Source organism: Kamptonema formosum PCC 6407 (genome assembly GCF_000332155.1).
GTDB lineage: Bacteria > Cyanobacteriota > Cyanobacteriia > Cyanobacteriales > Microcoleaceae > Kamptonema > Kamptonema formosum.
In genome coordinates this window covers 527,469-552,591 of sequence record NZ_KB235898.1, presented here as the reverse complement: position 1 = coordinate 552,591, position 25,123 = coordinate 527,469, and the positions used below count along the sequence as shown (strand labels likewise).

Below are 25,123 nucleotides of genomic sequence, written 5' to 3'. Positions count from 1 at the left end.
TGCTCCTCTGCCCCCCTGCCCCATCATCTTATCTCTGCTGAATCGGCACGCCTCGCTGGAGCATTTGGCGTGCATCTGGACTGGGGTTGTACTGGTAGCCAAAGGAAGAGCGATCGCTATCATCTAGGATTTGCGGTGTCACCAACACAATCACTTCCGCCCGCTGGTTACTCTTGCTAGTGCTTCTGAAAAGTGCTCCAATTATCGGTAAATCTCCCAAAATGGGGATTTTGCTAGCTGTAACTCTTTCTGTATCATTAATTATCCCCGACACGATCAACGTCTGACCGTCGCGCAGGCGAATTAATCCCGAAGACAAAGAGCGTTCTTGCAGCAATGAAATCAGGTTATTGCCCAGAGGTGAAGTTCTGGCGATCGCCCTGACTGTGGGGTTGATTCGCATAGAAATAAAACCATTGTCATCAATGCGAGTTACCTCCACGTTAAGAGTCAAACCTGCATTTCCTTTCTCTGCTGTCACTGTTTGCTGAGTTAAGCCCGTGCCCGCTGTTGTCTGCGTCGTGATGTTGGTAATTACTTGTTCCGTTAAGTTTACACCCGCAGTCTCTCCTTCCTGAACAATCAGGGTAGGATCTGTCAGAATCTTGGCATTGTTGGTCTGAATCTGCGCCTGCAACTGAGACAGAAATCTTGTCGGATATTGGAATAAGGGAAAGAGGCTAAATGTTGCTTCCCCCAGGGAATCCAACTGTCCAGCATCATCTCCATTTAGAGTTCTTTCAAAGGGCGTGTAATCTGAAATCCCTACCCGGTTGGGGTCAGTTGTTACTGGCGATCGCGGCTGGATAAAAAGACCACCGCCGGGAGCTGTCAGCGGAACGTTAATGGGATCGCTGTTAACATCGTAAAATGGATCGCCTGTAACTGGGTTGGGTACTATCGGCCGACCAGTTAGAGAGCTGCGGGTAGTAAGCGTATTAGGTGGATTGACACCCCCAAAATTCAGGGTGGCATTTCCGCCATCATTAACGAAGAAATTGTTATTAATTCCGAAGGAAAAGCTAGAACTATAGTTATTTTGTCCTGCTAAGTTGATGTCAATAATCTTCACATTCACAGCAACTTGGCGGCGGCGTAAATCTAGCTGAGTCAAAAATGAGCTAGCAATTTCCACTTGGCGAGGAGTGCCGATTAAAGTGATGGCATTTAATCGCTCGTCAGTAAGTACAGATAGTCCTCTGAGCAATAAAGCTCCAGTACCTTGAGCTGCGCCGAGCGGTCGAATTTCTACTGAGTTTTCCTCGGTTACGTTCCGGTCAACGCCTGTACCCGTAACTGTACGCCTGACGATGTTAACAACTCTTTGAGTTTCTGCTCCTTGGGCACTTAAGAAAGCTGCGGCTTGTCCGGCTTGGACTTGATTGAGCCGAAACGATCGGGTGATTAAGTTGCGGGCCTCAATGGGCAAATTAGTGCCCACAAAGATCGTGCGCCCGATCCGATTAGCTTGTAAACCGCTAAGACGGAGTACGTAGTTAAAGACATCTTGAACGGATTCATTCTCAATATCTAAGGAAATTTTTGGCCCTTCATCTGTAGTGCTAGCTCCCTGATTGGGGACACCGGGCTGAGCTGCCTGACCTGTCTGCCCCTGAGCGCTGCCCCCCGTAAAGGCAATGTTGACTCCGGCGGCGCGGGCTAGCAAAGCTAACACATCTCTGACGGGTGCATCTCGCAACACTAGGCGAGGGATGCGTTCAGATGTATTGAGGTTGATTGCTGAGGGAGAGGGATCGATATTTGAGACGGCGATATCTCCTAGAGGTGGTGCAACAGCTCGCGACTGAAAAGGAGGAGCTTGGTTGAGAGAGGGTTGAATATCTTCGGGAAGCGGTGGCTGCTCGTTCCTGGTAATCGTGACTTCGGGGTTGGGAACCATCACGTTCGGAGACTGAGCAGTACGGATTTGAGGCGCTGGTACTGCTTGGCTCAGAGGTAGGCCTGGAGCCGGGGGCGGGACTGCCTGACTTAGGGGTTGGCCGGGTGGTGGTGGCGGTGCGATCGCAGGGGCGCTGGCAGTAGCGGAGCCTCTGCCTTGAGCTACGCTGAAGACTATTCCTTGACCCTGTGTCTGAAGGATTTGCCCAGAGGGAGAGCTACCGTTGCCTGCAACGACGATCCTGACGCTGTTAGCATCAATTTGAGTTACTTCTACAGAAGCAATGCCGGGAGCTGGGTTTTCTTGCCGGAAAGCGTTACCTTGGGGTAGGCGCAGTTGGGTATTAGTGATGGTTGCTCGGAAGGTGTTACCGTCGTTAATTGTAAAAACTTGAGGGCGATCGCCTTTCTCTGTTGCCAATACAATATTAAACCCACTGCTGGTTTGAGTGAGCTGTACGGCAGTAACTTTTGTGGGTGCTGCCCAGACTGGTGCTTGTGCGACCAGGACTGCGACCCCCGCGCCGAAAAGCCCTCCACCCAATCTTAAATGTTGTTTCACGTTCCCTCCTCAACTAAAACTTTGTTTGCTGTTGGCTCTCAAGTGTCAGGTGCGCTACTGACTCTTAGAGTATTGACAAATGTACTACTATAGCAAGCACCAAGGCGGTTAGGACGTTTTGAATTTCTGAAACCAGACTCTACCCCTAGTCCCTAGCCCCTAGCCCCTAGCTATACTTGTATTGGAATACAAAATAGCACTATTTGGCTGCCGCAGGTTTAGGAGTTGCAGGTGCGGCTGGACTTGGGGTAGCCGCTGGCTCAACTTGTTTTAAGGGCAGTAGTGCATGCAAGTCAAAGGCTGTTTTGATTTTAGTTTGTGGCACACCTACAGGAATAATTTTCCCTTGCTGATAGTCAACTTCTATTTTCTGAGTTGTTTCTGACAACTGAGATTTTAAGTTTTTCACTACTAACAGGGATTGCATCAGCTCTAGATTTCGTAGGAAGGCTTGAGTTTGAGGGAAACTACCTTCAAACTCAACTTTAAAAGTCTTGCGTCTGAGCTGACCGTTAACCCCAGATCCCAAACTACCATCAAGGACAATATCTGGGTCGGGCATTGCCGCTGCGGCTGCTGGGCCTGATGGGGCAACTACTTTCACCGGGACAGGTTCAAATTTTGTCAGTTTTGCTTTGCGATCGTCGCCTTGAACTCCAGAGTTAATTTTGTTGACCAGTTGAGTAACGTCGTAAAGCAGAGTATTTAAGGTGGTGTCGTCAGCAAACATTGACGTTACCTCAATTCTCCGCTGTATGGCTTCGTCGCGAGCGGCAATTACTTCAGCTTTTTTCTTAATTTGAGCTTGCAGTAGTTGTTGCTTGCCTTCAAGTTCTGTAATTTTCCCTTTGGCTTCGTTACCTTTTTGCAATTCTGGCAACACGAACTGGTAGGTTAGATAGCCGGCTAGTCCTAGACCAAGAACGGCGATCGCAGCTCCAATGACTTGCGGAGTTAGCTTGATGCCAAATATGGCCTTGCCTTCTTCTTCTTGACCTTCCTCGCCGGGAATATATTGATTTGCTACTGTCATGGTTTTTTCACCTCTGGCTGTTGTGCGATCACTCCTTTTTCTTGAAGTGTTTCGATCCTGATTGCTAGACCGTCTGCCTGTTTGTTCCTCAGCTCTGGAAGCAATTGGGATGCAGGAGTGGCGCTGAGGGCTGTTTCAATTTTATATTCGACTATGGGGCGTAGTTTGGGAATTTCGGCGGTTCCTCCTGCGCTTTTGTTCTGAAGTTCTATTTGTGTGGTGTTGTTTTTTAATGTTGCTCCGAGCAGTTTTGTGTCGGTATCTTTGAAAAAGGGAGAACGCTGGATTAGCAGCAGAAAGTCGTTGACTTGCTCGAAGGAACTGGCGACACCGGTAATTACTAATGTGGCTGTCTTCATTGGTGCTGGCGGGGCAGCAGGGGCCGTAGGAGAGGCACTGGCAGCAGGAGATGCGCTGGCAGCAGGAGAGCCACTCGGCGAGGGAGAGGGAGATTTTGCCGCTGCTGCTGGGGTGGGGGTGACGGGGGCCGGGCTCGGCTCGGTTTGGTCAATTTTGGAGATTTTTACTCCTGCTGGGATGCGATCGCCTAGATCTCGCCACATGGCTGACCAAGGCTTAATTTGATCGAATACCGTACCCAAGGCTTTATACTCTCCCTCTATTTTCTGGGTTTCGTTTTTGATTTTGGTGATTTCGGCTACTTGAGCTTCTAATTGAGCCGCTTTCTGTTCAGCTACTGCTTTGCGTTCCCCAGTTCTAGTATTTTCTTGAGTCAGCCACCAGTAAGCGCCTCCGACAACGCCATTGAGAGCTAGTGCTACGGCTACCCCAACTAGAATCGGAGTTTGATCGGCTGAACTTGCAGATTTACTTTTGCGTTCTCGATTAACATCTACCGGTTTGTAATCCGGGCGATCGTTGAGAAAATTAATATCTAAGCTGTACACGCTTCAAACCTCCCTTAGTCCTAAACCCAATGCTATTCCCAAACCAGTTCGTTGTTCTGGGGGAATTTCTTGTTCTAATTCCAGGGAGAGGGCTTCCACTGGATCTACTTGGCTAGCTGGCAAGCTCAACCTCTGCATAAAGAATTCGTCGAGTTTGCCGATCGCTGCTCCGGGCCCTGCCAGCAGCAGTTGCGCCACTTCTAATTCTTCACTCTGGTTGAGGTAAAAATCGATCGAGCGGCGCAGTTCGTCGGCTAATTCGCCTAATACTTTAATCATGGCATTTGTACCTGGATTCGCATCCCCCCCTGATGTGCCCATTGTATCTGTAACTGGGAGGGTCATGCCTTGAACTTCCCTCGTGTCTCTGGTGGGGGGCAAGTTCATCGCCTGGTTGAGGGCGGTTTGAATTTGGTATGTGCCGATGGGAATTGTCCGGTTAAATTGAGGTATGCCATCTACTACTATAGCTAGCTCTGTACTATCGAATTCTATGTCTGTTAGCACTGCTGCTTCTTGGGCAGAAAATTGTTGCAGTTGGTCGCGCATGGTGCGGATTAATGCAAAACTTGTGACTTCTAAGACATCAATTGTTAGCCCTGCTTCTTGAAATGTATTGATGTAAGTATTTGTAACTTCTTGCCGGGTTGCTACTAGGACTACTTGTACTTTTTCTATGCCATCTTCATCGACAAATAAGCCGAGTTTCTGATAGTCTACGTCTGCATCGTCTCTGGGGAATGGTAAGTATAGACCTGCTTCGGCGTTCATGTATTCCCGCAGTTCGTCGTCGTTGAGTTCGGCGGGAACGGGGATTAAGCGGATTACTGCTTCTCTGCCCGGAATAGCTGTAGCTACTCGTTTGGTTGTGATTTTGTTATCGGCGAGTAGGGATCTAATCAGTTCTGCCATTGTTGGCGGATCGACTATTTGACCTTCTTGTACGATGTCTTCGGGGACTTCTGCTGTAGCTAATATCCCTAGTTTTAATGCCGATCCTTTTTTTTGAAGCTGAACGACTTTGATTAAATCTGAAGACAATTCGATGCCGATTCCGGGCTGGCGATTGGAAAATAATCCTTTAAAAAAGTTAACCATATTTTGTTAGTTGTTAGTTGTTAGTTGTTAGTTGTTAGTTGGTAATTGGTAATTGGTAATTGGTAATTGGTAATTCCCCATCTCCCGTATCTCCCGTATCTCCCCCATCTTCCCCATCTCCCGTATCTCCCCCATCTTCCCTATCTTCCCTATCTTCCCTATCTTCCCCATCTCCTCTGCTCCCCATCTCCCCTACTCCCCTGCTCCAAAATTATGCTATCCAATTTAGCTGAGAATAACCATGATGGTCAAAGAATCAATAAAATGAAACGCAAGACTTGGAAACGGTTTGGAATTTTTGCCCTTTTGGGGCTGTTGGTAGCGATCGCATTTGGCTGTGCTACTGGTACTCCTAATGCTGAGAACAAGAATCGGCAAGAAGTTGAGTTCTGGACGATGCAGCTCCAACCTCAGTTTACTGATTATTTTAATCAACTGATCGCTAAGTTTGAGTCAGAAAATCCGGGGGTGAAGGTGCGATGGGTGGATGTGCCTTGGTCGGCGATGGAAAGTAAAATTTTAGCAGCAGTTTCGGCAAAAACTGCACCGGATGTGGTAAATCTTAATCCCGATTTTGCTTCGCTGTTGGCAGGACGCAATGCTTGGCTGGATTTGGATGCTAAGGTTCCTGATGCTGTGCGATCGCAATACCTCCCTAATATCTGGAAAGCTAGCATTCTCAACGGTAAAAGTTTTGGCATTCCTTGGTATCTAACAACGCAGGTCATGATTTATAATTCGGAACTCCTGAAGCAGGCGGGAGTGAGTAAACCTCCGACCACTTATACTGAGTTGGCTGACGTTGCGAAGCAGGTTAAGGAAAAAACGGGCAAGTATGCTTTTTTTGTAACCTTTGTCCCAGAAGATTCGGCTGAGGTTTTGCAGTCTTTTGTGCAAATGGGAGTCCGTTTGGTTGATGACCAAGGAAAGGCGGCGTTTAATACTCCTGAAGGTAAGGCGGTTTTCCAGTATTGGGTTGATTTGTACAAGGGTGGGTTGTTACCGAAGGAGGCGTTAATTCAAGGCCACCGTCGAGGGATTGAACTTTATCAGGCGGGGGAGACGGCTTTGTTGGGTACGGGGCCGCAATTTTTGTCTGCGATCGCGCAGAATGCTCCGACTATAGCGCAGGTTTCGACCGCAGCTCCGCAAATTACGGGGAAAACGGGTAAGAAAAGTGTGGCGGTGATGAATTTGGTGATTCCCCGTAATACGGATGTACCCGATTTGGCTGTGAAGTTTGCCCTTTATGTAACTAACAACCAAAATCAGCTTACTTTTGCCAAGGCAGCGAATGTTTTGCCGTCAACTGTTGCGGCTTTACAGGATGGTTATTTTCAGAGTGTGGCGGCGGATGCTAAGTCGGCGGATTTGGCGAGGATGGTAAGTGCGAGTCAGATGAAGGATGCGGAGATTCTGATTCCGGCGATGCAGGATATTAAGAAGTTGCAAAAGGCGATTTATGAGAATTTGCAGGCCGCGATGTTGGATCAAAAGTCAGTTGAGGCGGCTGTGACTGATGCGGCGAATGCCTGGAATCAAAGGTAGGTAAGGGTTGGGGGGTTGAGTAAAAATTTTTGCTTTACCCCCTTGCTTTTTTGATTGTTTGGAGGTACTATCTATTTGTGGGAATATGTGGGCGTATATATAACCGATTATATTTATAAAGATTACACCTTAAAATCGACTTTAAAACTATTCTAATAATAAGGTAGGAATAATTAAGAGTCAAGAATTTGCGGAAATTTGGCTTAGTTGGGGATAGTTTTGATGGTATAAAGCTGGAGATGGAGATGCTGAAGCGGTAGGAAATTTCACCGTTTTTAATATCAAAGGCAATGATTATCGCTTGATTGTTGGTATTGACTACGAAGACCAAACCGTTTACTACAAATATTTCCTCACCCACGCTGAATACGACAAAGATAAATGGAAAAATGACGATTACTTTTGACCGAGTTATTTATACAAAGCTACTGTCAGAAATTGCTCCCCAGGCGATCGAAACTGAAGAGGAATACGATCGCCTCCTGAAAGTAGCAGAAAGGCTAACTTTTGCGAAAAACCGCTCTCCAGAGGAGAGGGCTTTACATAAATTGTTAGTAACGCTGATTGAAGCCTATGAGACAGAACACTATCCGATGGACAAAAGTTTGCCTCACGAGATTTTGCAACATATTCTGGAATCTAGCGGCCTTAGTCAAGGGGATTTAGCAGACATTATGAAGTCTTCGAGTGGTGTTGTGTCTGAGGTTGTGAATGGTAAACGGGCGATTAGCAAAGCACAGGCTAAAGCGCTTGGTGATTACTTTAAGGTTTCACCTAGTTTGTTTATCTAGGGATAATTTTTCGCCTAATTTAATGGGTGGTTAGCCTGTAACTTGAGGCGATCGCTCTTTCTACCATATTCTGAAAAGTGCGATCGCTAATTTGAGAATATATTTTACTAAAATCTCTAACAACGAACCACTGACCATTACCAATCAGTGATTACAGTCACAGTCCCCACAGACCATAATCACTCAGCAGTATTGAAAAATAGTGCATATTTAAGAATAAGGAGACTTTGGTGAGGTTGGGGAGATGAGAATTGGGATTTTGGCAACAACGGCATTATTATTGACACTTGGTTTTAGTGCTCCAGTGAAAGCAGAAAATGCGGAGCATCTTAAGCAGTTACTTGAAACCAAAAATTGTCCGGGATGCGACTTGACGGGAGCAAAACTAGCAAGATTTGACCTTAGCGGAGCCAATCTCAGCGGCGCTAACCTCAGCGGTGCTAACCTCAAAGGAGCGAATCTCAATGAAGCGAAGCTCAATCAGGCAAATTTGACTAAAGCTAATTTGCAGAGTGCTACTCTGATTGGAGCTAGACTCCACGGTGCAAATTTGAGTAAGGCTAACTTAAGCCGTGCTAATCTGACTCTGGCAGGTATGGTGATTGCCAATCTGGAACGTACTAATCTTAGCTATGCAAATTTGCTAGGTGCAAATTTGGAAAGTGCAAATCTGGTGGGTGCAAATCTCAGGAATACTCGCCAATCTACCGCGAATTTAACTAATGTCAGTCTTAAGGGCGGTAGCTTAATGGGGATGGAAATAATGGGAGTTAACCTGCGGGATGCAGATTTGACTGGTGCGAATCTCAGTGGCGCAAATCTGGGAGGTTCGGATTTGACTGGTGCGAACTTAAAAGATGCTAATATCGCCAATGTGAATCTGAGGGATGCGGCGATGCAAGATACTAGGATGCCGGATGGAAAAGTGCGATCTTAAGTTATTAGAAATTTAGGGTGGGTAGCCTCCACCCTACTATGATAATTTGAGGCTAATTTTTACTCCTCTTCAGGATCTTCTGGAAATCTGATGATGTCATCCTCACCTAGATATTCCCCGTTTTGCACTTCAATCATTACTAGGGGAATCACCCCCGGATTTTCTAAGCGATGAGGCGTGTTCATCGGTACATAAGTTGATTGTTTTTGCATCAAAATCTGCTCTTTTCCGTCGCAGATAACTTTAGCAGTACCGGAAACAACTACCCAGTGTTCGCTACGGTGATAGTGCATTTGAGCACTCATGTGATGACCTGGTTTTACTTCAATGCGATTAATCCGATAACGTTCGCCTTCTTCTAAGATCGTAACTTTACCCCAGGGCCGTATCCGAGTAGTACCATCGGTAGGTAAGGTATCAGTAGGAGTTTGTTGTTCAGTGTCGTTGAGAGTCATATCACGATCCAATTAAATACTTGTCATTGCGAGCCAAGCGTAGCGCAGTTGCGAGGTACGAAGCAAGCCCGAAGCAATCTCAATACCTTGCGATTGCGGAGCACAGCGAACAATGACAGATCGCAACTAATATCATTTCCGTTTTAATTATTATAAAAAAAATCACGCGCCGCCAATTGGTTGCCCCTTCGTAAACCCTCAGAACTAGACTGCTCAACTCCAGCGGGCTCAGTACTACTCGCTCATTCTATTCACAGAATTTAAACCGGAATAGCGAGTAGTACTGAAAGCCCGCACAGTCAAGAGCAGGCTAGTGATGCGTGCTAGAACTAAGCGCAAGGACGGCGATCCACCGCCCGGATTGCAAGGCTGTTTACCATTTGTAAGGATACGGAATACCGGGTACTTACGGCGCGTAATTCACTAACTTACTATTAACTTATTGACTTTGGCGGCTGTATTGCATCCGCAGAGCCAAAATGTGCTCGCAAGGGCCTTTGTACAGCTTATTTTGCTGATGCCAATTGCAATTACATTCTGCTTGAATTATACGCTCATCTGCGTCAACTGTCAAGCAGGGATTAAAACTTTTTTCTTTGTCATTCACATTTCCTTGTAAAGTAAATGCGCCAGCCACGTCAATATTTGACGCAGCGATCTGGACTGCATTTTGACTTAGAAAACGAGTCGCTTTCTCTTCTCGCTCATTAGCAAAACGTAGCCGTTCCATTGGCAAAGGTTCTCGGCTTAATTCCCGTACCCGATAAACCTGCTTATTCAAATCGTAAATAGCTCTTCCCGCCTGAGTGTAAGCACTTAAAGCGCCTAAAACTGCGACCCGACTTAACTTAAGCCGCTGGGCCAAACTATCAGGAGTTTCCCGCCAATTTTCCCGCAAAGCATCAAAAATAAGTTGTTGCGTCCAACTATCAACATCAGCACGGGGAGCCATTAAATCAAAGTTACCAGATTTTGACCAATCATTGGCGCTCCATCCCGATAATCCCAAGGTAAAGGACATATCGCCTAAATCAGCTACATAAAAGGACGGCATTCCCGTACCTAATAAATGTACAGTAAACTTTTTAGCTACAGGAATTAAACGCTCTAAAATGTGGAGGCGGCGACGGCCCCAAACTCTGATTTCCTGTTCTTGCGAACCATGATAAATCGAACGGTGACAAATAATTTCTGTCCCCCAAGGTTCAAAAACGATCCGCACTGGTTCCCCTGGTTTCAGATGGTATCGCAGACTGCGCGGCCCTTTTTTCTCTTTGTGGCGACGCAGGATAAAACACATATTATGAATGTCCATCGGATGCAAATCAAATTGCGTCGCAGGTAAGGACATTGCCGAACTAACTTGTAGAAAACCTCTTACCCAACTGTCGGGTAAATCAATTTTAACTTCTTTAAATACCTCTTCATTGCTAGTTTGAACTTCAAAGCCAGAGGGGTCAACTTGCAGCAAAGTTGTTTTGTAACTGCGAACTTTTTGAAATTCATCATAAAGGGCCGCCGAGTAATCAACATTGGTAGTGCCGCAAGCAAATTCATTGATATTTTTAAACACCTCGTAGCTTGCACCCAAACGGCCATAACTCGATTCATCTACGCTGAAACATTCAAAGAATACTTCATCTGGATGGACGGTAATTACTGGGTCGAAGACAAAATAAAAGTCTAATTCTTTTTGCCAAACATAGCGGCGGAAGGCTTCTCGCGCTCGATAATAAGGTTTTAAACGTTCAGAACGGCGCTGGTAAAATTGGTTTAATTCTGCCTGCAATGGCTGGATTTTTGCTGCTAAGTCTTGACGCTGATTGGCGACAATTTGCCAGTCGATTTCCTCCTGTTTGGCACGCCATTCTTTATAAGCAGTTTTATCTTTGGGCTGGAATCGCATATCGGAGACTACAACATCGTGTAAGGCACTAATCGCCTCGCGAAATGCAACATTTTGACGCAATTCTCCGATAAAATAAGTAGGTGGGCGTTTGGTGTCTGGGGAGAAAGACATCTGGGTATTTCCACCCCGTTCGCTAACACCTGAGTTGCCTTTGTAAGAGTAGTTGAATTCCATTGTTTTTCCTCAACTAGCTTGGTAAATTGCGGGTCGATATTTGGGGGTGGGAATAGGCTTACTCTCGGCCATAGCGGCCTCAAGCCAAGCAGTTTTAGCAATTATTACTTCATGGAGTGCTTCTTCTGGTGTTAAACCAAAAGCAGAGCAATATTTTAAATCGGGAATATCGGCAATATAACCCTCATCTTTTTCACTGTAGAAAACATTAATATTAAAGTGATAATCTTTCATGGTTCGTCATCCCACTGGCTGAAAAGATTTTCCAAATATCTTAGGTTGCGGTAAAGGTTTCCCGTCTTCTAATGATGACTCAATCAGAAGTTCTAACACTTCTTGAGCATTTTTAAGTGCTTCTTGATATGTATCTCCATGCGTGTGACAAAATTTCCCCCACTCAGGGAGACTGACTACAAAACACCGATCTTCATCTGACCATTGGATAATCATACTATAGTGACAAATCATTTTGTTTTTCCTCTTCTTCTCTGTTAATTTCTTCTATTTTCTGAACTGCATTGTTTACATCTGCCTCCTGGTAAGGTTTAGCATCATTACCATCTTTACCTGAGAGAGTAATTACCCCAGATAGAAGAGGATGATACCATTTGGTATGACTACCTTTGCCAGTACGGTAAGTAAATCCTGCTTTCAATAACATACTTTTTAACTCTCTGATTTTTTTGGGCATGACTCCGTTTGCCACGTCATAAACACTAACTTCTAACTTCTACAACTTCTTTCACCTGAATAGGTAAATTAAGCTGCGGATAAACCTTGTGAATTTTTAACATAGTTTGAATTGCAGCGGCCTTATCCCCAATGGCAATAGTAGCAGATTGCCGGGTTAAAATCTCGGCTACAACCATCGCCGCTGCTTGACTTTTTTGCGCTTCTGCATCCAGAAAGGTAAAAATTCTCTGTTTAGCAACTCTACCCCGATTTACGCGCGATAATACGGTGATAAAATAAGGCATTAACTCTCTCAATCGATCGGGACTATCTACGGCATAACTTTCTAGATAATTAGTAGCAAACAACTGCATATCTCCCGAAGGATGTTCGCTAAATTTTAGCAGATAATCTTGTCCGTAAGCTGCTTGAAAATTGCGAGTCACTAAGTCTCGTCCAAATTGGCGCACGTCTTCCCGAATGCTGTCGCAGATGCTAACCATCACCTCTGGAGTCCATTCTTCGCTAGAAAATTCTGTCTTAAAAGTTTGATGGGCAAATTCCCGCGAATCATCCCATTTTGACTCAAGTAGGCGGACAGCCGCTAACATTTCTTGGGAATTGCTACGAATGCGATCTAAATTTGCTACAAACATTTTTCGCGCTGCTTCTCGCACTGACAAAATTTCGTGACTAGCCAGCTTAACTATGTCTATTATATCAAATTCTGCTGCCCAAGTTGGGTAATGTACTCCCAGGATAAAACCTCCTAATTCTTGAGTCGCAGAGGATTTAGCTTTAAGCAGTCGCAAAGCGGTATTTCGATCGATACTAGACATCCATTCGGGAATATCTTCTCGCAGTAAACTAACTAAATAGCTGTGAACGCCTTGATGTCTTTCTGGAATCATTAACACATCAATAAACTCAGAGACTAACTGAGTAGCAAAAGCTGGATATTCTCTGCTTAAACGCCGAATGACTGGTCTAATCGCATTGCGGATTTCAGCCACAGGATTAACGGCCATTGCTATTATCAAAATACTCTGAGAACCGATCAAAGTTTCATCGGGTAATTGACCAAATAATCTCACTCCCACTACTCGCACTCGTTCGTAGGGCGATTCTAGTAAAGACTCTATCAAATTCGGGGGTAAATTAGCAGCGTTGATTTCGTGATTTAGTAAAATCCGCGCCCCTAATTCTTGAATCTCAGGTAGGGGATGTCTGAGTAAATCAAGGATAATTCCTAATCCTAAATTTCGCAGTTGTGGTGTAAAGCTAATTAGCAAAGTTTCGGTGATTTCTTTTGCTATTTCCCCTAATTCGGTTGGTTCTCCTGGGAAAGCTAACAATTCAGCAATAATTCGGGCGATTAATACTCTGGCAGTGTTATCATTAATAATTGATGAACTCAACAATCGACGAGCAAATTGGCGAGTATCTGTTTGTGCGCTAGTCACTAATGCAGCAATAAATTGGCTGTCTTCTAAGAAATATTCCCGCTGTTCTTCTATCCAGCGGTAAGCCAATGTCCGCGCATTTTGAGATACAGAATTGGCAACAGCAAGAACTAATTTCTTGTTGGCTGGCTGTCTGTGATAGCCACCGTTTATGACTAAATTCAAACTCAGCTCTGCTGTAACTGCGTAGGGTTTGCCAAGAAGTTTGATAATTGTGTCAATGTCAATATTTGCACAAAATTGTTGGCAAGCTTTTAAAGCTTTAACGGCAAAATGATGAACGGGCTGACAGTTACTTGCTAATAACAATTGTAGCAGTGCTTCTGGGTTTTGCTGCCACAGTTGAGGAAATGCTTCTTCTCGAACTTCGGGTTCTGGATCTCCAGGTTTATAGTTTTCCTGACAACGCCATGCTTTGTTATTTGGGAATAAAACATAGCGGGGACTATTCTCATATAAAATGTGGTTAAATGTTAAATAGCCAGCATAACTATCCCAGTCACGGTTATAATGAATGCGAGTCATGTCAGAGTAATTCCATACCTGGAAATCGCTGTTTTTAACTTCTACGGCATCAGCATCGGTATATTGAAGAAGAAGGTTGACAGCCATTTTTATATAATCAGAATCACTTTCTTCACCTAATTGTTTAAGAGTTCGCCAAACCCGCCGTTGTAGATAGTCGCGAGTTTTATTGCTATAGGCAATTCTCGCATTATCGCTCTCCATTTCCTGGACAAATTCATTGAGTTTAACTCTTTCGTGCTTGCGGGCTTGAGGATTATAATGATATTCGTATTTTCTCAAGTACCCGCCTTCTGGAAGTCGGATATAATTACCATCGCTGCGGAACATTGCCGATTCTTTTTCAAATCGACGAGTAAGAATCGCAAAAACTTCGGCATCATGGCGATATTCAGCCATCTTGAAAATGTGACGAATTTGTTTAAAATAGTTGGGTTGAAGCGGTGCAGTAGATAAAATATTAAGTAGGGCGGGTCGCACTGAATTGTTATCAATTTGATAGATAGTATCGAGTACGGAAAAACGCTGACTTTCATTGTTATTAAGATAACTAATTAAGGCTGTGGAGAATGCCTCCGCTGAACCATTTTGTGCTATTTCTCGCAATTCTGGCGGTAATTGTTTTATTTTTTCAGAGCGCAATGTTGCTTTTGTTTCTTCATCTGATAATTTAACAATTGCTTCCCAGGCGATGCGGCAAACAAATTCGGGCATTTTGGGTTCAATAGGAAGGCGATCGCCGCTTACAATTCTTTGAAGTGGGGGAATTGCACTCTCATCGCCGCACCAACCCAAGGCCCAAGCAATGCAATAATCTCTTAAGCGATCGCCACTACGAAATAATTGAATTAACAACGGCGCAGCTTCCCGGATCTTCAATTCCCCCGCACGCCAGATAGCACGTTCGAGGGGCCATTTACTATTGCTACCACGAGCGAGACGATTGATAATAGCTTGTTTACGCGGCTCTCCAACTGAAATCTCTGTAACTGTGGCGGTTTGGGGTACCGCAGGCGCAGCACTTACCCCTGCACTCGTAACGTCGCGATAGCCTTTTTTCGTCTTTTCCCCAACCAGCTTATCAAATACTTTTTGAGCTTGTGCCAAAGGCACGGCTTTATCAGTTTTTGTCCCTTCTTTGAGGTTCGTACCTCGGCGACCGTAGCGGAAGTTTACCAGATAAAGGTCTTCCCCGACCTGGCACAGATCCACTTCATAAACCTTATCGGAACCTGCTTCCTGGAAATGAAGAGTAGTTTGTTTAATCAGTTTCATCAGATTTACCGCCAGATGCCTTACTTGTCGTTATAGCTTACTCAGAGGAAGATCGGGGAGAGGGGCAGAGCTATTTCATTTTCCCGAAACCCGTCAGGGACTAAAGTCCCTGCCTAATAGCTGAAGTCGGTTTAAACCGACTCAAATACTAGCTGTCTAGTCGTCTTCAGACGACTTTCGCACTTGAGACAGGGACTTTAGTCTCTGTCAGACTATAGCTTTAAAAGAATGAATCAGCACTGCCTCCGTTTCCCTCACAGCAAGCCTTTGACAAAAATGTAAAAAAATGTTGCATTGTTTCTGTCCTTGTGTTACATTACTTAACAAGGTTGAAATTAAACGAGGTTCGCGATCATGGAAACTAAAGAAACAACCAAATTGGGCTTTACCGATTTCGCCGAAACTTGGAATGGTCGTCTGGCCATGCTGGGCTTTGTAATTGGTCTTGCTACTGAGTTCCTGACTGGTCAAGGTATTTTGTCCCAGTTGGGCTTGATGTAATCAATTAGGCATACATACTAGATTACGCGCGATCGCCCTCCACAAAGCGCGATCGCCCCACTCTTCACAAAGTCCTCTTCAGATCATCTGAAGGGGACTTATTAATTTTAGGAATTAATTATATTTTAGGAATTAATTACGGCGGGTTATTTCAAACCCATAGAACCGCCAAATATCTTTGGTAAGAGACAAAATTTATCAGCTCAACCCACCTCTAGAACTCATCATTATCCCAGTTCGCGATCGCCACATTTTTTCCGGCGTAGCCAGGGAAACCGAAGTAATGTCCTACAGCACCTCATGCCATCAGAACTGGGACATTAAATGAAAAAACTAATACTGTCAGGGCTACTGGCCGTATTTGTGGCAACAACTGCACTTGGCAATACCACAACCCCAACTATTGAGCCAATTCGGAGAATGTCAAGCCCCGAAATTCGAGAGACAATCGCTAAACCTACTACTTACATTTTTGAAGGAATAAAAGGGCGCGAACTAACTTTATCTCTGTGGGCGGGAAGCTTGACAGCAGAACTGTTTAGCCCCAGCGGGCAAAGATTAGGCATAATTCAAACAGAGGTCAGCCAATGGGTAGGGGTATTACCGGAGTCAGGTCTTTATCGAGTAAGGATCACCCCCAAAAAACAGACAACTAGCTTTGTTTTGGAACGTGACTTTAAAGCAATCTGGTCATATAAACCAGACCGCAAACTCCCGATGGCGCGAGGAGCAAAAGATACCAGCATTGAACTTAAATTATCCGCCTACGAAATCCAGCCTTTAACAATTCAGGCGAAAGTTGGGCAAACAATGACCGTCACTGCTAAGGATGTAGATGTAGCGATCGAATCTCCATCGGGAGAACTGCTCGATCAAGGCAACGGCGAAGCTTTAGCTAAATTACCTCAGTCTGGAGTCTACCGCATTCTGATAGTGGCCAGTAAATCAATACAAACATCAGTCAAAGTTACTCTGCGATAAATTGGTAATTGGTAATTGGTAATTGGTAATGGCTAATGGCTAATCGCTAATGGCTAATCGCTAATCGCTAATTACCCATCGTCCCCATCTTCCCCATCTCCCCCATCTCCCCCATCTTCCCCATCTCCCCCATCTCCCTCTCTTCCTCTTTCCCTAGTCCCTAGTCCCTAGTCCCTAGCCCCTTCTTTTCACTTAATATAAGTTACAGGATAATCAGGATTAGCTGGATTACCCATCAACCGCTGATTTTTACAATCTACAAGCAAATCTAACTTCTCCAAAACCACCTGACCAATTAATACCTCATCCCCTGTCACCAGTGCATCCTCCGTAGTCCTACGCCCCTCAACTTCAATTAATATAGCCTCCGTTACTCCTACAGTTTCCTGACGACCATCAGCATACTTGACAAGCTGCTGTGCTATAATTCGTAAACCTAACTGCTCTACTATCTTTGCTGAAATTACTAGGTAAACTGAGCCTGTATCTACTAGACCTTCCGTTTCACACTCACGCAATAGCCGAGGTGCGAGCAAACCCCGACTGACTAGAGCTTCATCTATTGCATTTGTCAGCTTAACCTGAGTGTAAACTGCCCCCATGTTCTTAATTCCATCTAGTTCTAATTTATTTAATTCTTTCATATAAAATTACCTTTCGCTCTTTTCCTACTTAGATTATATGAGTTTTGCTAACTGAGACGCGATCGCACCTTTCTACCAGGAAATAGCGAGCCTACGGCGGACTTTGCCAACGCACCTCCCAGAAAACAAGCCCAGCAACCGCAAATAGTTTCTTTCCTCAAATAAATAGCAGTCAGTGCTAGTTTAGAAGTAGAGAGCGAAAAGCCTAACTCCCAAGGGATACAGCAAAAGTCGATCCAGCCGCAGCTCCCCTCATCGGGACAAACAACCGCAACAGTAATGTAAGAGGCAGATATGTCTAAATATGATTCCCAATTAAGATGCTCCTTTTGTGGCAAGTCGCAGGAGTATGTCCGTAAGTTAATTGCCGGGCCCGGCGTGTACATTTGCGATGAGTGTGTGGAACTGTGCAACGAAATTTTAGAAGAGGAGTTTTTTGACTCAAGCAAAGCTGCTGTGGGAACGTCTAACTCAGAGATGCGAGAATCTCTCTCAAACCCCACGCGATCGCAACCACGCAAACCCGGAAAGTCCAAAACCTCTACAACTGCCATTCTCAAACCAGTAGAAATCAAGCAACATTTGGACAACCACGTAATCGGCCAACACTCGGCGAAAAAAGTGCTTTCAGTGGCCGTTTACAACCACTACAAGCGTTTGAGTGTGGATCGAGATAAGGCTACCAAGCCTACCCCTGATGATGCCGTAGAACTCCAAAAATCCAATATCTTACTCGTTGGGCCCACAGGTTGCGGCAAAACCCTCCTTGCTCAAAGTTTGGCGCAAATGCTGGATGTTCCCTTTGCGGTAGCGGATGCAACGACGCTGACTGAAGCCGGCTATGTCGGTGATGATGTGGAAAATATCTTACTCAGACTGCTACAAGTGGCAGACTTTGATGTAGAAACTGCCCAACGCGGTATCATTTACATTGATGAAATTGACAAGATTGCCCGTAAAAGCGAAAACACTTCGATCACGCGCGATGTTTCCGGCGAAGGCGTACAGCAAGCTTTGCTGAAAATATTAGAAGGAACGGTAGTAAATGTCCCCCCTCAAGGTGGCCGCAAGCATCCTTACCAAGATTTTATTCAACTTGACACTAGCAAAATTCTATTTATCTGTGGCGGTGCTTTTGTTGGTTTGGAAAAAATAGTTGAACAGCGTCTTGGTAAGAAATCTTTGGGCTTTATTCAGCCCCAAGAAGCGGAAGGTATAGCTAATGGTATTCCGGCAAAGGATAAACGTGCAGCAGATATTTTGCAACACGCACAACCTGATGACTTAGTGAAGTTTGGCTTAATTCCTGAGTTTGTGGGACGGATGCCTGTTGTGACGGTGATTTCGCCCTTAGACGAGGCGGCTTTGATGGAGATATTAACTGAGCCCAAAAATGCGCTGGTTAAGCAATATCAAAAGCTGCTGAAGATGGACAATGTGCAGTTAGAATTTCAAGGGGATGCGCTGAAGGCGATCGCACAGGAGGCCTATCGTCGCAAAACTGGTGCGCGGGCTCTCCGCAGCATCTTGGAAGAGTTGATGCTGGATGTGATGTACGAGTTACCTTCCCGCAAGGATGTGGCTCGATGTACTATCACTAAGGAAATGGTGGAGAAGCGATCGACTGCGGAGTTGTTATGGCATCCCGCTTGGCGAAAACAGCACGAAACTGCTTAATTGTTAGTTAACAGTTAACGGTTAACCGTTAACTGTTACTAACTTTTTCTCCTTCACTTCCACAGGCGCACTTAACGCTTCTTCCAAATCAGCACATCCTAATTTTTCCTCTAAAATTGCCATCACTTCGCGGCCAAAATCATTAGAATTTCTTTGCCAAGCATCTAAACAAACTTGCCCAAAAAATGAACCCAAAGGTTCAGGATTCCACAACAACTTCCTGGCATTCCAAGGCATTAAACTCATTGGATCGTAACCAGGTTTGAGAATATCTTTCTTAAACGCATACTCTTCTAAAATAGTATGAGGCTGCAACCCAATAAAGAAAATTGCAGGTTCCACCTTATCAGCGCCAAAAATCCGTTCTAATTCCCGATGATAGGCAATAGTTTGGCGAATCGTATCAAAGGTTTCATCAATCACATTAAATGAGTAATTCACCGAAACCAAATCGTTAAAACCAGCCGCCTTCAAATCGCGGCAATTTTCCAAAACTACACGCAAATTATAACCCATTCGCATCTTCCTAACGAGTTCCTGGGAACCGCTAGTAATGCCAATTTCAAAGTAATTCATCCCCGTTTTTGCCATTAATTCGCACAACTGCGGCGTTAAGTTATCTGCGCGAATATAAGCGGCCCAGTGAATATCAGTCATCCCAGCATCAAGGATTTTCTGCAATAACTCAACAGCATCATCGATGTATTTACGTGCGGGGATAAATTGAGCGTCGGTAAACCAGAAATTACGAATGCCGCGATCGTATAGTTGCCGCATTTCTGCAACTACTTCATCCGCAGGATTAATCCGCACTTGTTTACCTTCAATTACTGTATAAATGCAGTAGCAGCAATTATGAGGACAGCCGCGTTTAGTTTGTACGCCAACGTAGAAATCTTGGTCTTGAAAGTAATACTGTAATTCCGGCCAGATGGTTTCAATGTAATCGTAATTACAAGCGGTTTTTTCAATATTGGCTGGCTTTTCGTGAATTAAGCGATCGCGCGGCGTAGTTTCGCCAACAATATAACACCGTTCGTTACTAAGATCCTCACCCCGCAACAATTTCTCTAACAGCGCCTCTCCCTCACCTACGGAGACAATTGTTCCTGCTGGTAAACTCCGGCCCAATTGCTCATAAAACACGCTTACAGCACCACCACCCACCACTAAACGTGCTTCGGGATGATATTTTTGGGCGCGTTTCAACCCCCGTTTAATTAACCCCAAATTGCGCCAAAGTTCCGCATAGTAGGAAGTCGCTAATCGCAGTCCCCCTAATGCGCCTCGCATCTTAATCAAAGGATTTTTAGCATAATAAAACTCAAAGGCATTCTGAAGCGGGTTCCCGCCTCTACCGCCAACTGGTGCGTAAATCTGAATATCTCGCCAGGAGAAAACTAGCAATGTTGGCTGAAATTCATCTACGCAAGCATCTAAGGCGCTATTAAAGTCTAAAGGAGGCACTGCACCCAGATCGAAAATCTTCTGTTTCACGTCTGGAAACAGCTTGTGAACATGATCCGAGAGGTAGACAACTCCAATTGGGAAAATGGGATTGCAAGGGAGACGAACGTAGAGAACTCGGTTTTCCATGATGTTTATTATATTGGAAATTTACGAATTTTAGAGGGTTATTGATTTGAACCTGGGGGAGGGTGACAACCCTCCCGAAACCCATGCCGGGTAAAGATTGAGCAAGGTTGTGGTAAAGTAAAGATAGGCAGCCTGTGTTGTTATAGACGTTTCCTATCTCAAAAATATCAGGAGTTCGGACAGGAAACCGACCGATCTGTGACGTTGCGATCGCTGCCACTGGAAGACTAGTTGAGCTCAAAGGCTATTGGAATGCTTCGGCAATTACTTCTTCAGCATTATGGTATTTACCACTGTTGAGTTTTTGTGGGATTAACTCGGCTTGTTCGGGTTTTAAGGTGATGTTCATAAGTCTTTATTCCCGGATTCAATCTATCTTAGATTATAGCATTGTATGGAAGTCTTGTCCAGAAGTACAATCTTACTATTAATTGGGTTGTGCTTTTAATTTGGCAGCCATCATTTCCAAAAGCTGTTTCTCACGATGGAGTTTTTCTTCTAAGGTTTGAATCTGTTCCCGCCGTGCTTCTATTTCTATAGCGCGGCGCGATAATTCTTGGCTTTGTAATGTTAAAATCTGTCTGCACTGTTCGGCTTTTTCACATTCTTGCTGTAAAAAATCTGGCGTAATTCCTTTAGTTAAATATTGCTGTACGAGTTTAAGTACCCATTCTGTTGCGTCTTTAATACTTGAAATTTCCTGATGCTCTGTAATCTCTACTAACACTAATATGCCTTCATTGAAGGTGTAGTTAAAACTTGAGTTGAGAATTGTATCTATAGTAAGGAAAACATTTTTTTCCCCAAGAATAGCCCAAGTATTGTCCGGTTGTTGGCAAGCCAGTAATCTTAAAGCTATTTGTCCTAAAATTTTTTCCTTTTCTACTTGAGCTAAGTGTAACATAGCTATTTTTCTGCCAATTATTAGGACTTAGCTATTCGTAACGCCGCCCTCTGGGCGGTAATTTTATTGCCAAAGGGCGGCGCTACGGTTTAAAATTGATTTATGCGATCGCGCAAAATTTCCGCCTGTTTCTCCGCTTCAGCTAAAGCATCTTTCGCACCTTGAACAACTTCTAAAGTAGCTTTTTCTACAAACTTAGGATTATTCAAACGTGCAGAAATAGATTTTGCTTCCGCTTCCACTTTGCCAAGTTTCTTCTCTAATTTAGCGCGTAAAGCTGCAATATCTACCACTCCCGCTAGAGGAATTATTACTTGCACAGTCCCTACAACTCCCGCAATAGATCCACCATCGCCCCCCTTAAGCAGCGGAGAATTAGGATCTAAACTCCGAGTAATAGTCAAGTTTTCAACCTTAGCTAAATCTTGAATGTACGATTCTGTTACTGTCAAGATTTGGCGTTCCTTCTCGCTTTCGCTTTGCAGAATTACTGTCACTTTAACGCTGGGTTTAATGTCAGAATCCGCTCGTAAGTTACGAATTGTTCTAATTGTACCAAATAACAACTCAAAGTGCTGTTCTAATTCAGCATCAATTAGAGATTTATCCGCCTCTGGATAAGCTTGCAAAGCGAGACATTCTTCTTCACCTTTTTGAGTGAGAGTATGCCAAATTTCCTCAGTAATATGGGGCATGAAAGGATGTAATAATTTTAAAATCCCTTCCAGTACATAAGCTAAAGTTTGCTGCACAACTTGCTTTGAGGTAGGATCGGCATCGGGTAGCAAGCGAGACTTAACTAACTCAATGTACCAGTCGCAAAAATCACCCCAAATAAACTCGTAAAGTCCCTTAGCAGCTTCTCCCAAACCGTAATTCTCGATATAGTTGCGAGTTGCTTCTACAGTTTGATGATAGCGAGAAAGAATCCAACCATCGCACAATTCTAAACCCTCTACAGGTGCACCCAATTGTTGCGGTGTCTTCCCTTCTAAACTGATCATCACAAACCGGGCCGCATTCCACATCTTATTAGTGAAATTACGCGACGCTTCCACAGTCGCCGACTCCTGAGTTTTGCGATTGTAATCCAGGCGTACATCTTGACCCGCACCCGCCGTTTCTCGCATTAAGGCATAACGCAAAGCATCAGTACCGTACTTATTAATTAAAATCAGCGGATCGATGCCATTACCAGCAGTTTTTGCTTGTTTCTTGCCATTTTCATCTAACATCAAACCGTGAATATAAACAGTTTTAAATGGCATTTTACCCGTAAAATGTCCCGCCATCATCGTCATTCTGGCAACCCAGAAAAAGATGATATCAAAACCAGTTGATAAAGTAGTGTTGGGGTAATATCTTGCTAAATCCTGTGTTTCCTCCGGCCATCCCATTGTCGAAAACGGCCATAGTCCCGATGAAAACCAAGTATCCAACACATCTGGATCTTGTTCGATCTTGACATTTTCCCCGAATTTTGCTTGAGCTTTTTCTTCTGCTTCCGCTTGATTTCTAGCAACCACAAAAGGTGTAGAATCAGTAATTTCTCCGCCAGTTTCGCTGATAGCATACCAAGCAGGAATTTGATGTCCCCACCATAATTGCCGCGAGATACACCAATCCTTAATTTTAACTAGCCAATCGCGATAAACTTTTGTCCAACGTGCAGGTATAAACTCTGGTTGATTTTCTTTATCCAGAAATTCTAAAGCAGTTTCAGACAGCGGTTGAATCTTGACAAACCACTGAGTTGACAGGAGGGGTTCAACTGGAACTTTACCGCGATCGCTATAAGGAACCTTATGCTTATACTCCTCAATTTTTACCAGAAAACCATCAGTTTCTAGCTGTTTAACAACATTCCTTCTGGCGGCAAATCTGTCTTGTCCTTGGAACGGGCCTGCATTTTCATTTAAGCTACCGTCTTTATTCATAATATTAATAAACGGCAACCCATGACGTTGACCCATTTCAAAGTCATTAGGATCGTGGGCGGGAGTGACTTTCACGCAACCAGTCCCGAAGGTTGGATCGACTAATTCATCGGCAAAAATAGGGATTTGGCGATTCATAATTGGCAGAGTTATAGTTTTGCCAATTAAATGTTTGTAGCGGTCATCATTAGGATTAACTGCAACTCCGGTATCACCTAACATTGTTTCGGGTCGAGTTGTCGCTACTTCCACATAGCCGCTACCATCAGTAAGAGGATAGCGGAAATGCCATAAATTACCGTTAACTTCTTTATTTTCTACTTCTAAATCTGATACGGCTGACTGACTGGCGGGACACCAGTTAACTAAATAATTACCGCGATAAATTAGCCCTTCTTCATAGAGTCGAATAAAAGCTTCTAATACTGCCTTTGATAAGCCTTCATCCATTGTGAAGCGTTCCCGCGACCAATCGGCGGACAATCCCAGCCGTCGCAGTTGATTAACTATTGTACCGCCGGATTCTGCTCTCCATTGCCAAGCTTTTTCTAGGAATTTCTCGCGGCCTAAATCGTAGCGAGTTTTGCCTTCAGCTTTGAGTTGTTTTTCGAGGATAGTTTGAACTGCGATGCTGGCGTGATCCGTACCGGGGAGACAAAGGGTATTATCGCCTTTCATGCGGTGATAGCGAATTAGTGCATCAATTAAGGAGTTATTGAAAGCGTGGCCCATGTGGAGGCTGCCGGTGACGTTTGGAGGTGGGATAATGATGCAATAAGGTTCGCCACCTTTTTCGGGGTCGGCTTTAAAAATTTGGTGGTCTTCCCAATATTTTTGCCACTTAGCTTCGGTGGCGAAGGGATCGTATTGAGGGGGTAGGTTGGGGGTCATTGGTAATTGGTAATTGTTAGTTGTTGGTTGTTGGTTGTTAGTTGTTAGTAATTGGTAGTTGGTAATTGGTAGTTGGTAGTTGGTAATTGGTAATTGCTTATTCAGGATTTATGCGCTATGAGCAGAGAAACAAACCGGGTTTTTATGGAATCTGTGGGCGGGAACGAAGTATTTTCGTAAAAAACCCGGTTTCTGGGTTCCTTGTTCTACAACTCACAACTAACAACTAACAATTACCAATATTTAGCTCCACATTCCTACACTTTCAGGGTTGCCGTCGGGATACATGGATATAGGAAGCTCGTTGTAAGTTGGCTCTGAATTTCCCTGACCATTATCTGTAGTTGGATAACCGTTATTTGCTCCGGGAACAGTCTCTTCTTCATCTCCTACATTATAAGAGTTATCTTCTACTTCTAAAGTATCGGGTGTAAATTCTAAACGCAACCTAACTTTTCCTTTTTTCCAGTTTTGCCCAGGACTTAAAAGTTCGCACTCTATGCCGTCAATAAACAATTCTTCGTCGGATATTTTTGACTGTAAGATGGTCATCAATTCGCTAACTTTGAACGTGCATTGAAACATTAAAGCGCTGGCACTGGCAGATAAAACATCGTCGCTATTGAGCAAATTATCTGTATTGTTCATGTTGATTGTCCTTGGTAATTATTTCATTTTGTCGGCGGTTAAGGCCGCGTTTATTGGGCGGTTGAAACCGCATCTACACAAACTAAACCCGCCTG

24 protein-coding genes and 1 pseudogene are annotated in these 25,123 nt (G+C 44.3%); 8 read left to right on the top strand and 17 right to left on the bottom strand.

Annotation, left to right across the window (positions count from 1 at the left end; all coding sequences use genetic code 11):
• Positions 1-28: 28 nt before the first annotated feature.
• The 5 genes from OSCIL6407_RS0102455 to OSCIL6407_RS36110 form a co-directional block, all read right to left on the bottom strand.
• On the bottom strand, positions 29-2,461 hold the full coding sequence (locus OSCIL6407_RS0102455; RefSeq protein ID WP_007356394.1) for a type IV pilus secretin family protein: 2,433 nt from the start codon (positions 2,459-2,461) through the stop codon (positions 29-31).
• Positions 2,462-2,660: 199 nt separating this feature from the next.
• Positions 2,661-3,494: a hypothetical protein gene (locus tag OSCIL6407_RS0102450; RefSeq protein ID WP_007356395.1), complete on the bottom strand. Its 834-nt coding sequence runs from the start codon at positions 3,492-3,494 to the stop codon at positions 2,661-2,663.
• Complete coding sequence (locus OSCIL6407_RS0102445) at positions 3,491-4,402, bottom strand: PilN domain-containing protein (protein ID WP_007356396.1); 912 nt, start codon at positions 4,400-4,402, stop codon at positions 3,491-3,493. Before OSCIL6407_RS0102445 ends, OSCIL6407_RS0102450 begins: the two co-directional genes overlap by 4 nt.
• A gap of 3 nt (positions 4,403-4,405) precedes the next feature.
• Positions 4,406-5,500: a type IV pilus assembly protein PilM gene (pilM, locus tag OSCIL6407_RS0102440; protein WP_007356397.1), complete on the bottom strand. Its 1,095-nt coding sequence runs from the start codon at positions 5,498-5,500 to the stop codon at positions 4,406-4,408.
• A gap of 34 nt (positions 5,501-5,534) precedes the next feature.
• Entirely contained in the window at positions 5,535-5,687 is a 153-nt protein-coding gene (locus OSCIL6407_RS36110; RefSeq protein WP_007356398.1) for a hypothetical protein, read from the bottom strand.
• Positions 5,688-5,764: 77 nt separating this feature from the next.
• Here OSCIL6407_RS36110 and OSCIL6407_RS0102430 point away from each other — a divergent pair, with 77 nt between their 5' ends.
• The 4 genes and pseudogenes from OSCIL6407_RS0102430 to OSCIL6407_RS0102420 all read left to right on the top strand — a co-directional run bounded on the left by OSCIL6407_RS0102430 (position 5,765) and on the right by OSCIL6407_RS0102420 (position 8,776).
• On the top strand, positions 5,765-7,048 hold the full coding sequence (locus tag OSCIL6407_RS0102430) for an ABC transporter substrate-binding protein (protein ID WP_019486888.1): 1,284 nt from the start codon (positions 5,765-5,767) through the stop codon (positions 7,046-7,048).
• 256 nt (positions 7,049-7,304) lie between these two features.
• A pseudogene (locus tag OSCIL6407_RS32115) lies at positions 7,305-7,454 on the top strand (type II toxin-antitoxin system HigB family toxin); the annotation flags it as partial.
• Entirely contained in the window at positions 7,438-7,839 is a 402-nt protein-coding gene (locus OSCIL6407_RS0102425) for a helix-turn-helix domain-containing protein (protein ID WP_007356401.1), read from the top strand. The pseudogene OSCIL6407_RS32115 and the gene OSCIL6407_RS0102425, both read left to right, overlap by 17 nt.
• Before the next feature lie 244 nt (positions 7,840-8,083).
• The gene (locus OSCIL6407_RS0102420) at positions 8,084-8,776 is read left to right on the top strand and encodes a pentapeptide repeat-containing protein (RefSeq protein ID WP_007356402.1); all 693 of its coding nucleotides are present in this window, start codon (positions 8,084-8,086) and stop codon (positions 8,774-8,776) included.
• Between the two features lie 59 nt (positions 8,777-8,835).
• Here the strand turns inward: OSCIL6407_RS0102420 and OSCIL6407_RS0102415 are convergent, their stop codons facing one another.
• The 6 genes from OSCIL6407_RS0102415 to OSCIL6407_RS0102390 all read right to left on the bottom strand — a co-directional run bounded on the left by OSCIL6407_RS0102415 (position 8,836) and on the right by OSCIL6407_RS0102390 (position 15,249).
• A complete protein-coding gene (locus OSCIL6407_RS0102415) occupies positions 8,836-9,231 on the bottom strand; it encodes a phosphomannose isomerase type II C-terminal cupin domain (protein ID WP_007356403.1) in 396 nt (131 codons plus the stop codon).
• Between the two features lie 439 nt (positions 9,232-9,670).
• On the bottom strand, positions 9,671-11,314 hold the full coding sequence (locus OSCIL6407_RS0102410) for a cupredoxin domain-containing protein (RefSeq protein ID WP_007356404.1): 1,644 nt from the start codon (positions 11,312-11,314) through the stop codon (positions 9,671-9,673).
• 9 nt (positions 11,315-11,323) lie between these two features.
• On the bottom strand, positions 11,324-11,548 hold the full coding sequence (locus OSCIL6407_RS0102405; protein ID WP_007356405.1) for a type II toxin-antitoxin system HicB family antitoxin: 225 nt from the start codon (positions 11,546-11,548) through the stop codon (positions 11,324-11,326).
• 6 nt (positions 11,549-11,554) lie between these two features.
• The gene (locus OSCIL6407_RS0102400; protein WP_019486887.1) at positions 11,555-11,782 is read right to left on the bottom strand and encodes a type II toxin-antitoxin system HicB family antitoxin; all 228 of its coding nucleotides are present in this window, start codon (positions 11,780-11,782) and stop codon (positions 11,555-11,557) included.
• Positions 11,766-12,005, bottom strand: a complete 240-nt coding sequence (locus OSCIL6407_RS0102395) for a type II toxin-antitoxin system HicA family toxin (RefSeq protein WP_019486886.1) — start codon at positions 12,003-12,005, stop codon at positions 11,766-11,768. The genes OSCIL6407_RS0102400 and OSCIL6407_RS0102395 overlap by 17 nt, the downstream gene beginning before the upstream one ends.
• 25 nt (positions 12,006-12,030) lie before the next feature.
• Entirely contained in the window at positions 12,031-15,249 is a 3,219-nt protein-coding gene (locus tag OSCIL6407_RS0102390; protein ID WP_007356408.1) for a WGR domain-containing protein, read from the bottom strand.
• Between the two features lie 354 nt (positions 15,250-15,603).
• On the opposite strand from OSCIL6407_RS0102390, the gene OSCIL6407_RS0102385 reads away from it, so the two are divergent.
• From OSCIL6407_RS0102385 to OSCIL6407_RS0102380, 3 genes are all read left to right on the top strand, one after another.
• On the top strand, positions 15,604-15,750 hold the full coding sequence (locus OSCIL6407_RS0102385) for a chlorophyll a/b-binding protein (protein ID WP_007356409.1): 147 nt from the start codon (positions 15,604-15,606) through the stop codon (positions 15,748-15,750).
• A gap of 178 nt (positions 15,751-15,928) precedes the next feature.
• On the top strand, positions 15,929-16,078 hold the full coding sequence (locus OSCIL6407_RS35175; protein ID WP_155523372.1) for a hypothetical protein: 150 nt from the start codon (positions 15,929-15,931) through the stop codon (positions 16,076-16,078).
• Positions 16,075-16,731, top strand: coding sequence for a hypothetical protein (locus tag OSCIL6407_RS0102380; RefSeq protein ID WP_007356410.1), 657 nt, complete (start codon positions 16,075-16,077; stop codon positions 16,729-16,731). The genes OSCIL6407_RS35175 and OSCIL6407_RS0102380 overlap by 4 nt, the downstream gene beginning before the upstream one ends.
• A 188-nt stretch (positions 16,732-16,919) precedes the next feature.
• Here OSCIL6407_RS0102380 and OSCIL6407_RS0102375 read toward each other — a convergent pair whose 3' ends face one another.
• A complete protein-coding gene (locus OSCIL6407_RS0102375) occupies positions 16,920-17,375 on the bottom strand; it encodes an aspartyl protease family protein (protein ID WP_007354961.1) in 456 nt (151 codons plus the stop codon).
• A gap of 294 nt (positions 17,376-17,669) precedes the next feature.
• Between OSCIL6407_RS0102375 and clpX the strand changes: the two genes are divergently transcribed.
• Positions 17,670-19,052, top strand: a complete 1,383-nt coding sequence (gene clpX, locus OSCIL6407_RS0102370; protein ID WP_007354960.1) for an ATP-dependent protease ATP-binding subunit ClpX — start codon at positions 17,670-17,672, stop codon at positions 19,050-19,052.
• Between the two features lie 21 nt (positions 19,053-19,073).
• Here the strand turns inward: clpX and OSCIL6407_RS0102365 are convergent, their stop codons facing one another.
• The 5 genes from OSCIL6407_RS0102365 to OSCIL6407_RS0102345 all read right to left on the bottom strand — a co-directional run bounded on the left by OSCIL6407_RS0102365 (position 19,074) and on the right by OSCIL6407_RS0102345 (position 25,028).
• On the bottom strand, positions 19,074-20,648 hold the full coding sequence (locus OSCIL6407_RS0102365; RefSeq protein WP_007354959.1) for a photosystem II high light acclimation radical SAM protein: 1,575 nt from the start codon (positions 20,646-20,648) through the stop codon (positions 19,074-19,076).
• Between the two features lie 244 nt (positions 20,649-20,892).
• Positions 20,893-20,997, bottom strand: a complete 105-nt coding sequence (locus OSCIL6407_RS38260) for a ribbon-helix-helix domain-containing protein (RefSeq protein WP_019486883.1) — start codon at positions 20,995-20,997, stop codon at positions 20,893-20,895.
• Positions 20,998-21,075: 78 nt separating this feature from the next.
• On the bottom strand, positions 21,076-21,552 hold the full coding sequence (locus OSCIL6407_RS0102355) for a hypothetical protein (protein ID WP_007354958.1): 477 nt from the start codon (positions 21,550-21,552) through the stop codon (positions 21,076-21,078).
• Positions 21,553-21,641: 89 nt separating this feature from the next.
• A complete protein-coding gene (locus OSCIL6407_RS0102350) occupies positions 21,642-24,380 on the bottom strand; it encodes a valine--tRNA ligase (RefSeq protein ID WP_007354957.1) in 2,739 nt (912 codons plus the stop codon).
• Between the two features lie 243 nt (positions 24,381-24,623).
• Positions 24,624-25,028: a KGK domain-containing protein gene (locus tag OSCIL6407_RS0102345; protein ID WP_007354956.1), complete on the bottom strand. Its 405-nt coding sequence runs from the start codon at positions 25,026-25,028 to the stop codon at positions 24,624-24,626.
• Between the last annotated feature and the right edge of the window lie 95 nt (positions 25,029-25,123).

Excerpts from the sequence above, each read along its gene's own strand:
- OSCIL6407_RS0102450 (WP_007356395.1), bottom strand. The coding sequence starts at position 3,494 with ATGACAGTAGCAAATCAATATATTCCCGGCGAGGAAGGTCAAGAAGAA.
- pilM (WP_007356397.1), bottom strand. The coding sequence starts at position 5,500 with ATGGTTAACTTTTTTAAAGGATTATTTTCCAATCGCCAGCCCGGAATC.
- OSCIL6407_RS36110 (WP_007356398.1), bottom strand. The coding sequence starts at position 5,687 with ATGGGGAGCAGAGGAGATGGGGAAGATAGGGAAGATAGGGAAGATAGG.
- OSCIL6407_RS0102430 (WP_019486888.1), top strand. The coding sequence starts at position 5,765 with ATGAAACGCAAGACTTGGAAACGGTTTGGAATTTTTGCCCTTTTGGGG.
- OSCIL6407_RS0102425 (WP_007356401.1), top strand. The coding sequence starts at position 7,438 with ATGACGATTACTTTTGACCGAGTTATTTATACAAAGCTACTGTCAGAA.
- OSCIL6407_RS0102420 (WP_007356402.1), top strand. The coding sequence starts at position 8,084 with ATGAGAATTGGGATTTTGGCAACAACGGCATTATTATTGACACTTGGT.
- OSCIL6407_RS0102415 (WP_007356403.1), bottom strand. The coding sequence starts at position 9,231 with ATGACTCTCAACGACACTGAACAACAAACTCCTACTGATACCTTACCT.
- OSCIL6407_RS0102410 (WP_007356404.1), bottom strand. The coding sequence starts at position 11,314 with ATGGAATTCAACTACTCTTACAAAGGCAACTCAGGTGTTAGCGAACGG.
- OSCIL6407_RS0102405 (WP_007356405.1), bottom strand. The coding sequence starts at position 11,548 with ATGAAAGATTATCACTTTAATATTAATGTTTTCTACAGTGAAAAAGAT.
- OSCIL6407_RS0102400 (WP_019486887.1), bottom strand. The coding sequence starts at position 11,782 with ATGATTTGTCACTATAGTATGATTATCCAATGGTCAGATGAAGATCGG.
- OSCIL6407_RS0102395 (WP_019486886.1), bottom strand. The coding sequence starts at position 12,005 with ATGCCCAAAAAAATCAGAGAGTTAAAAAGTATGTTATTGAAAGCAGGA.
- OSCIL6407_RS0102390 (WP_007356408.1), bottom strand. The coding sequence starts at position 15,249 with ATGAAACTGATTAAACAAACTACTCTTCATTTCCAGGAAGCAGGTTCC.
- OSCIL6407_RS0102385 (WP_007356409.1), top strand. The coding sequence starts at position 15,604 with ATGGAAACTAAAGAAACAACCAAATTGGGCTTTACCGATTTCGCCGAA.
- OSCIL6407_RS0102380 (WP_007356410.1), top strand. The coding sequence starts at position 16,075 with ATGAAAAAACTAATACTGTCAGGGCTACTGGCCGTATTTGTGGCAACA.
- OSCIL6407_RS0102375 (WP_007354961.1), bottom strand. The coding sequence starts at position 17,375 with ATGAAAGAATTAAATAAATTAGAACTAGATGGAATTAAGAACATGGGG.
- clpX (WP_007354960.1), top strand. The coding sequence starts at position 17,670 with ATGTCTAAATATGATTCCCAATTAAGATGCTCCTTTTGTGGCAAGTCG.
- OSCIL6407_RS0102365 (WP_007354959.1), bottom strand. The coding sequence starts at position 20,648 with ATGGAAAACCGAGTTCTCTACGTTCGTCTCCCTTGCAATCCCATTTTC.
- OSCIL6407_RS38260 (WP_019486883.1), bottom strand. The coding sequence starts at position 20,997 with ATGAACATCACCTTAAAACCCGAACAAGCCGAGTTAATCCCACAAAAA.
- OSCIL6407_RS0102355 (WP_007354958.1), bottom strand. The coding sequence starts at position 21,552 with ATGTTACACTTAGCTCAAGTAGAAAAGGAAAAAATTTTAGGACAAATA.
- OSCIL6407_RS0102350 (WP_007354957.1), bottom strand. The coding sequence starts at position 24,380 with ATGACCCCCAACCTACCCCCTCAATACGATCCCTTCGCCACCGAAGCT.
- OSCIL6407_RS0102345 (WP_007354956.1), bottom strand. The coding sequence starts at position 25,028 with ATGAACAATACAGATAATTTGCTCAATAGCGACGATGTTTTATCTGCC.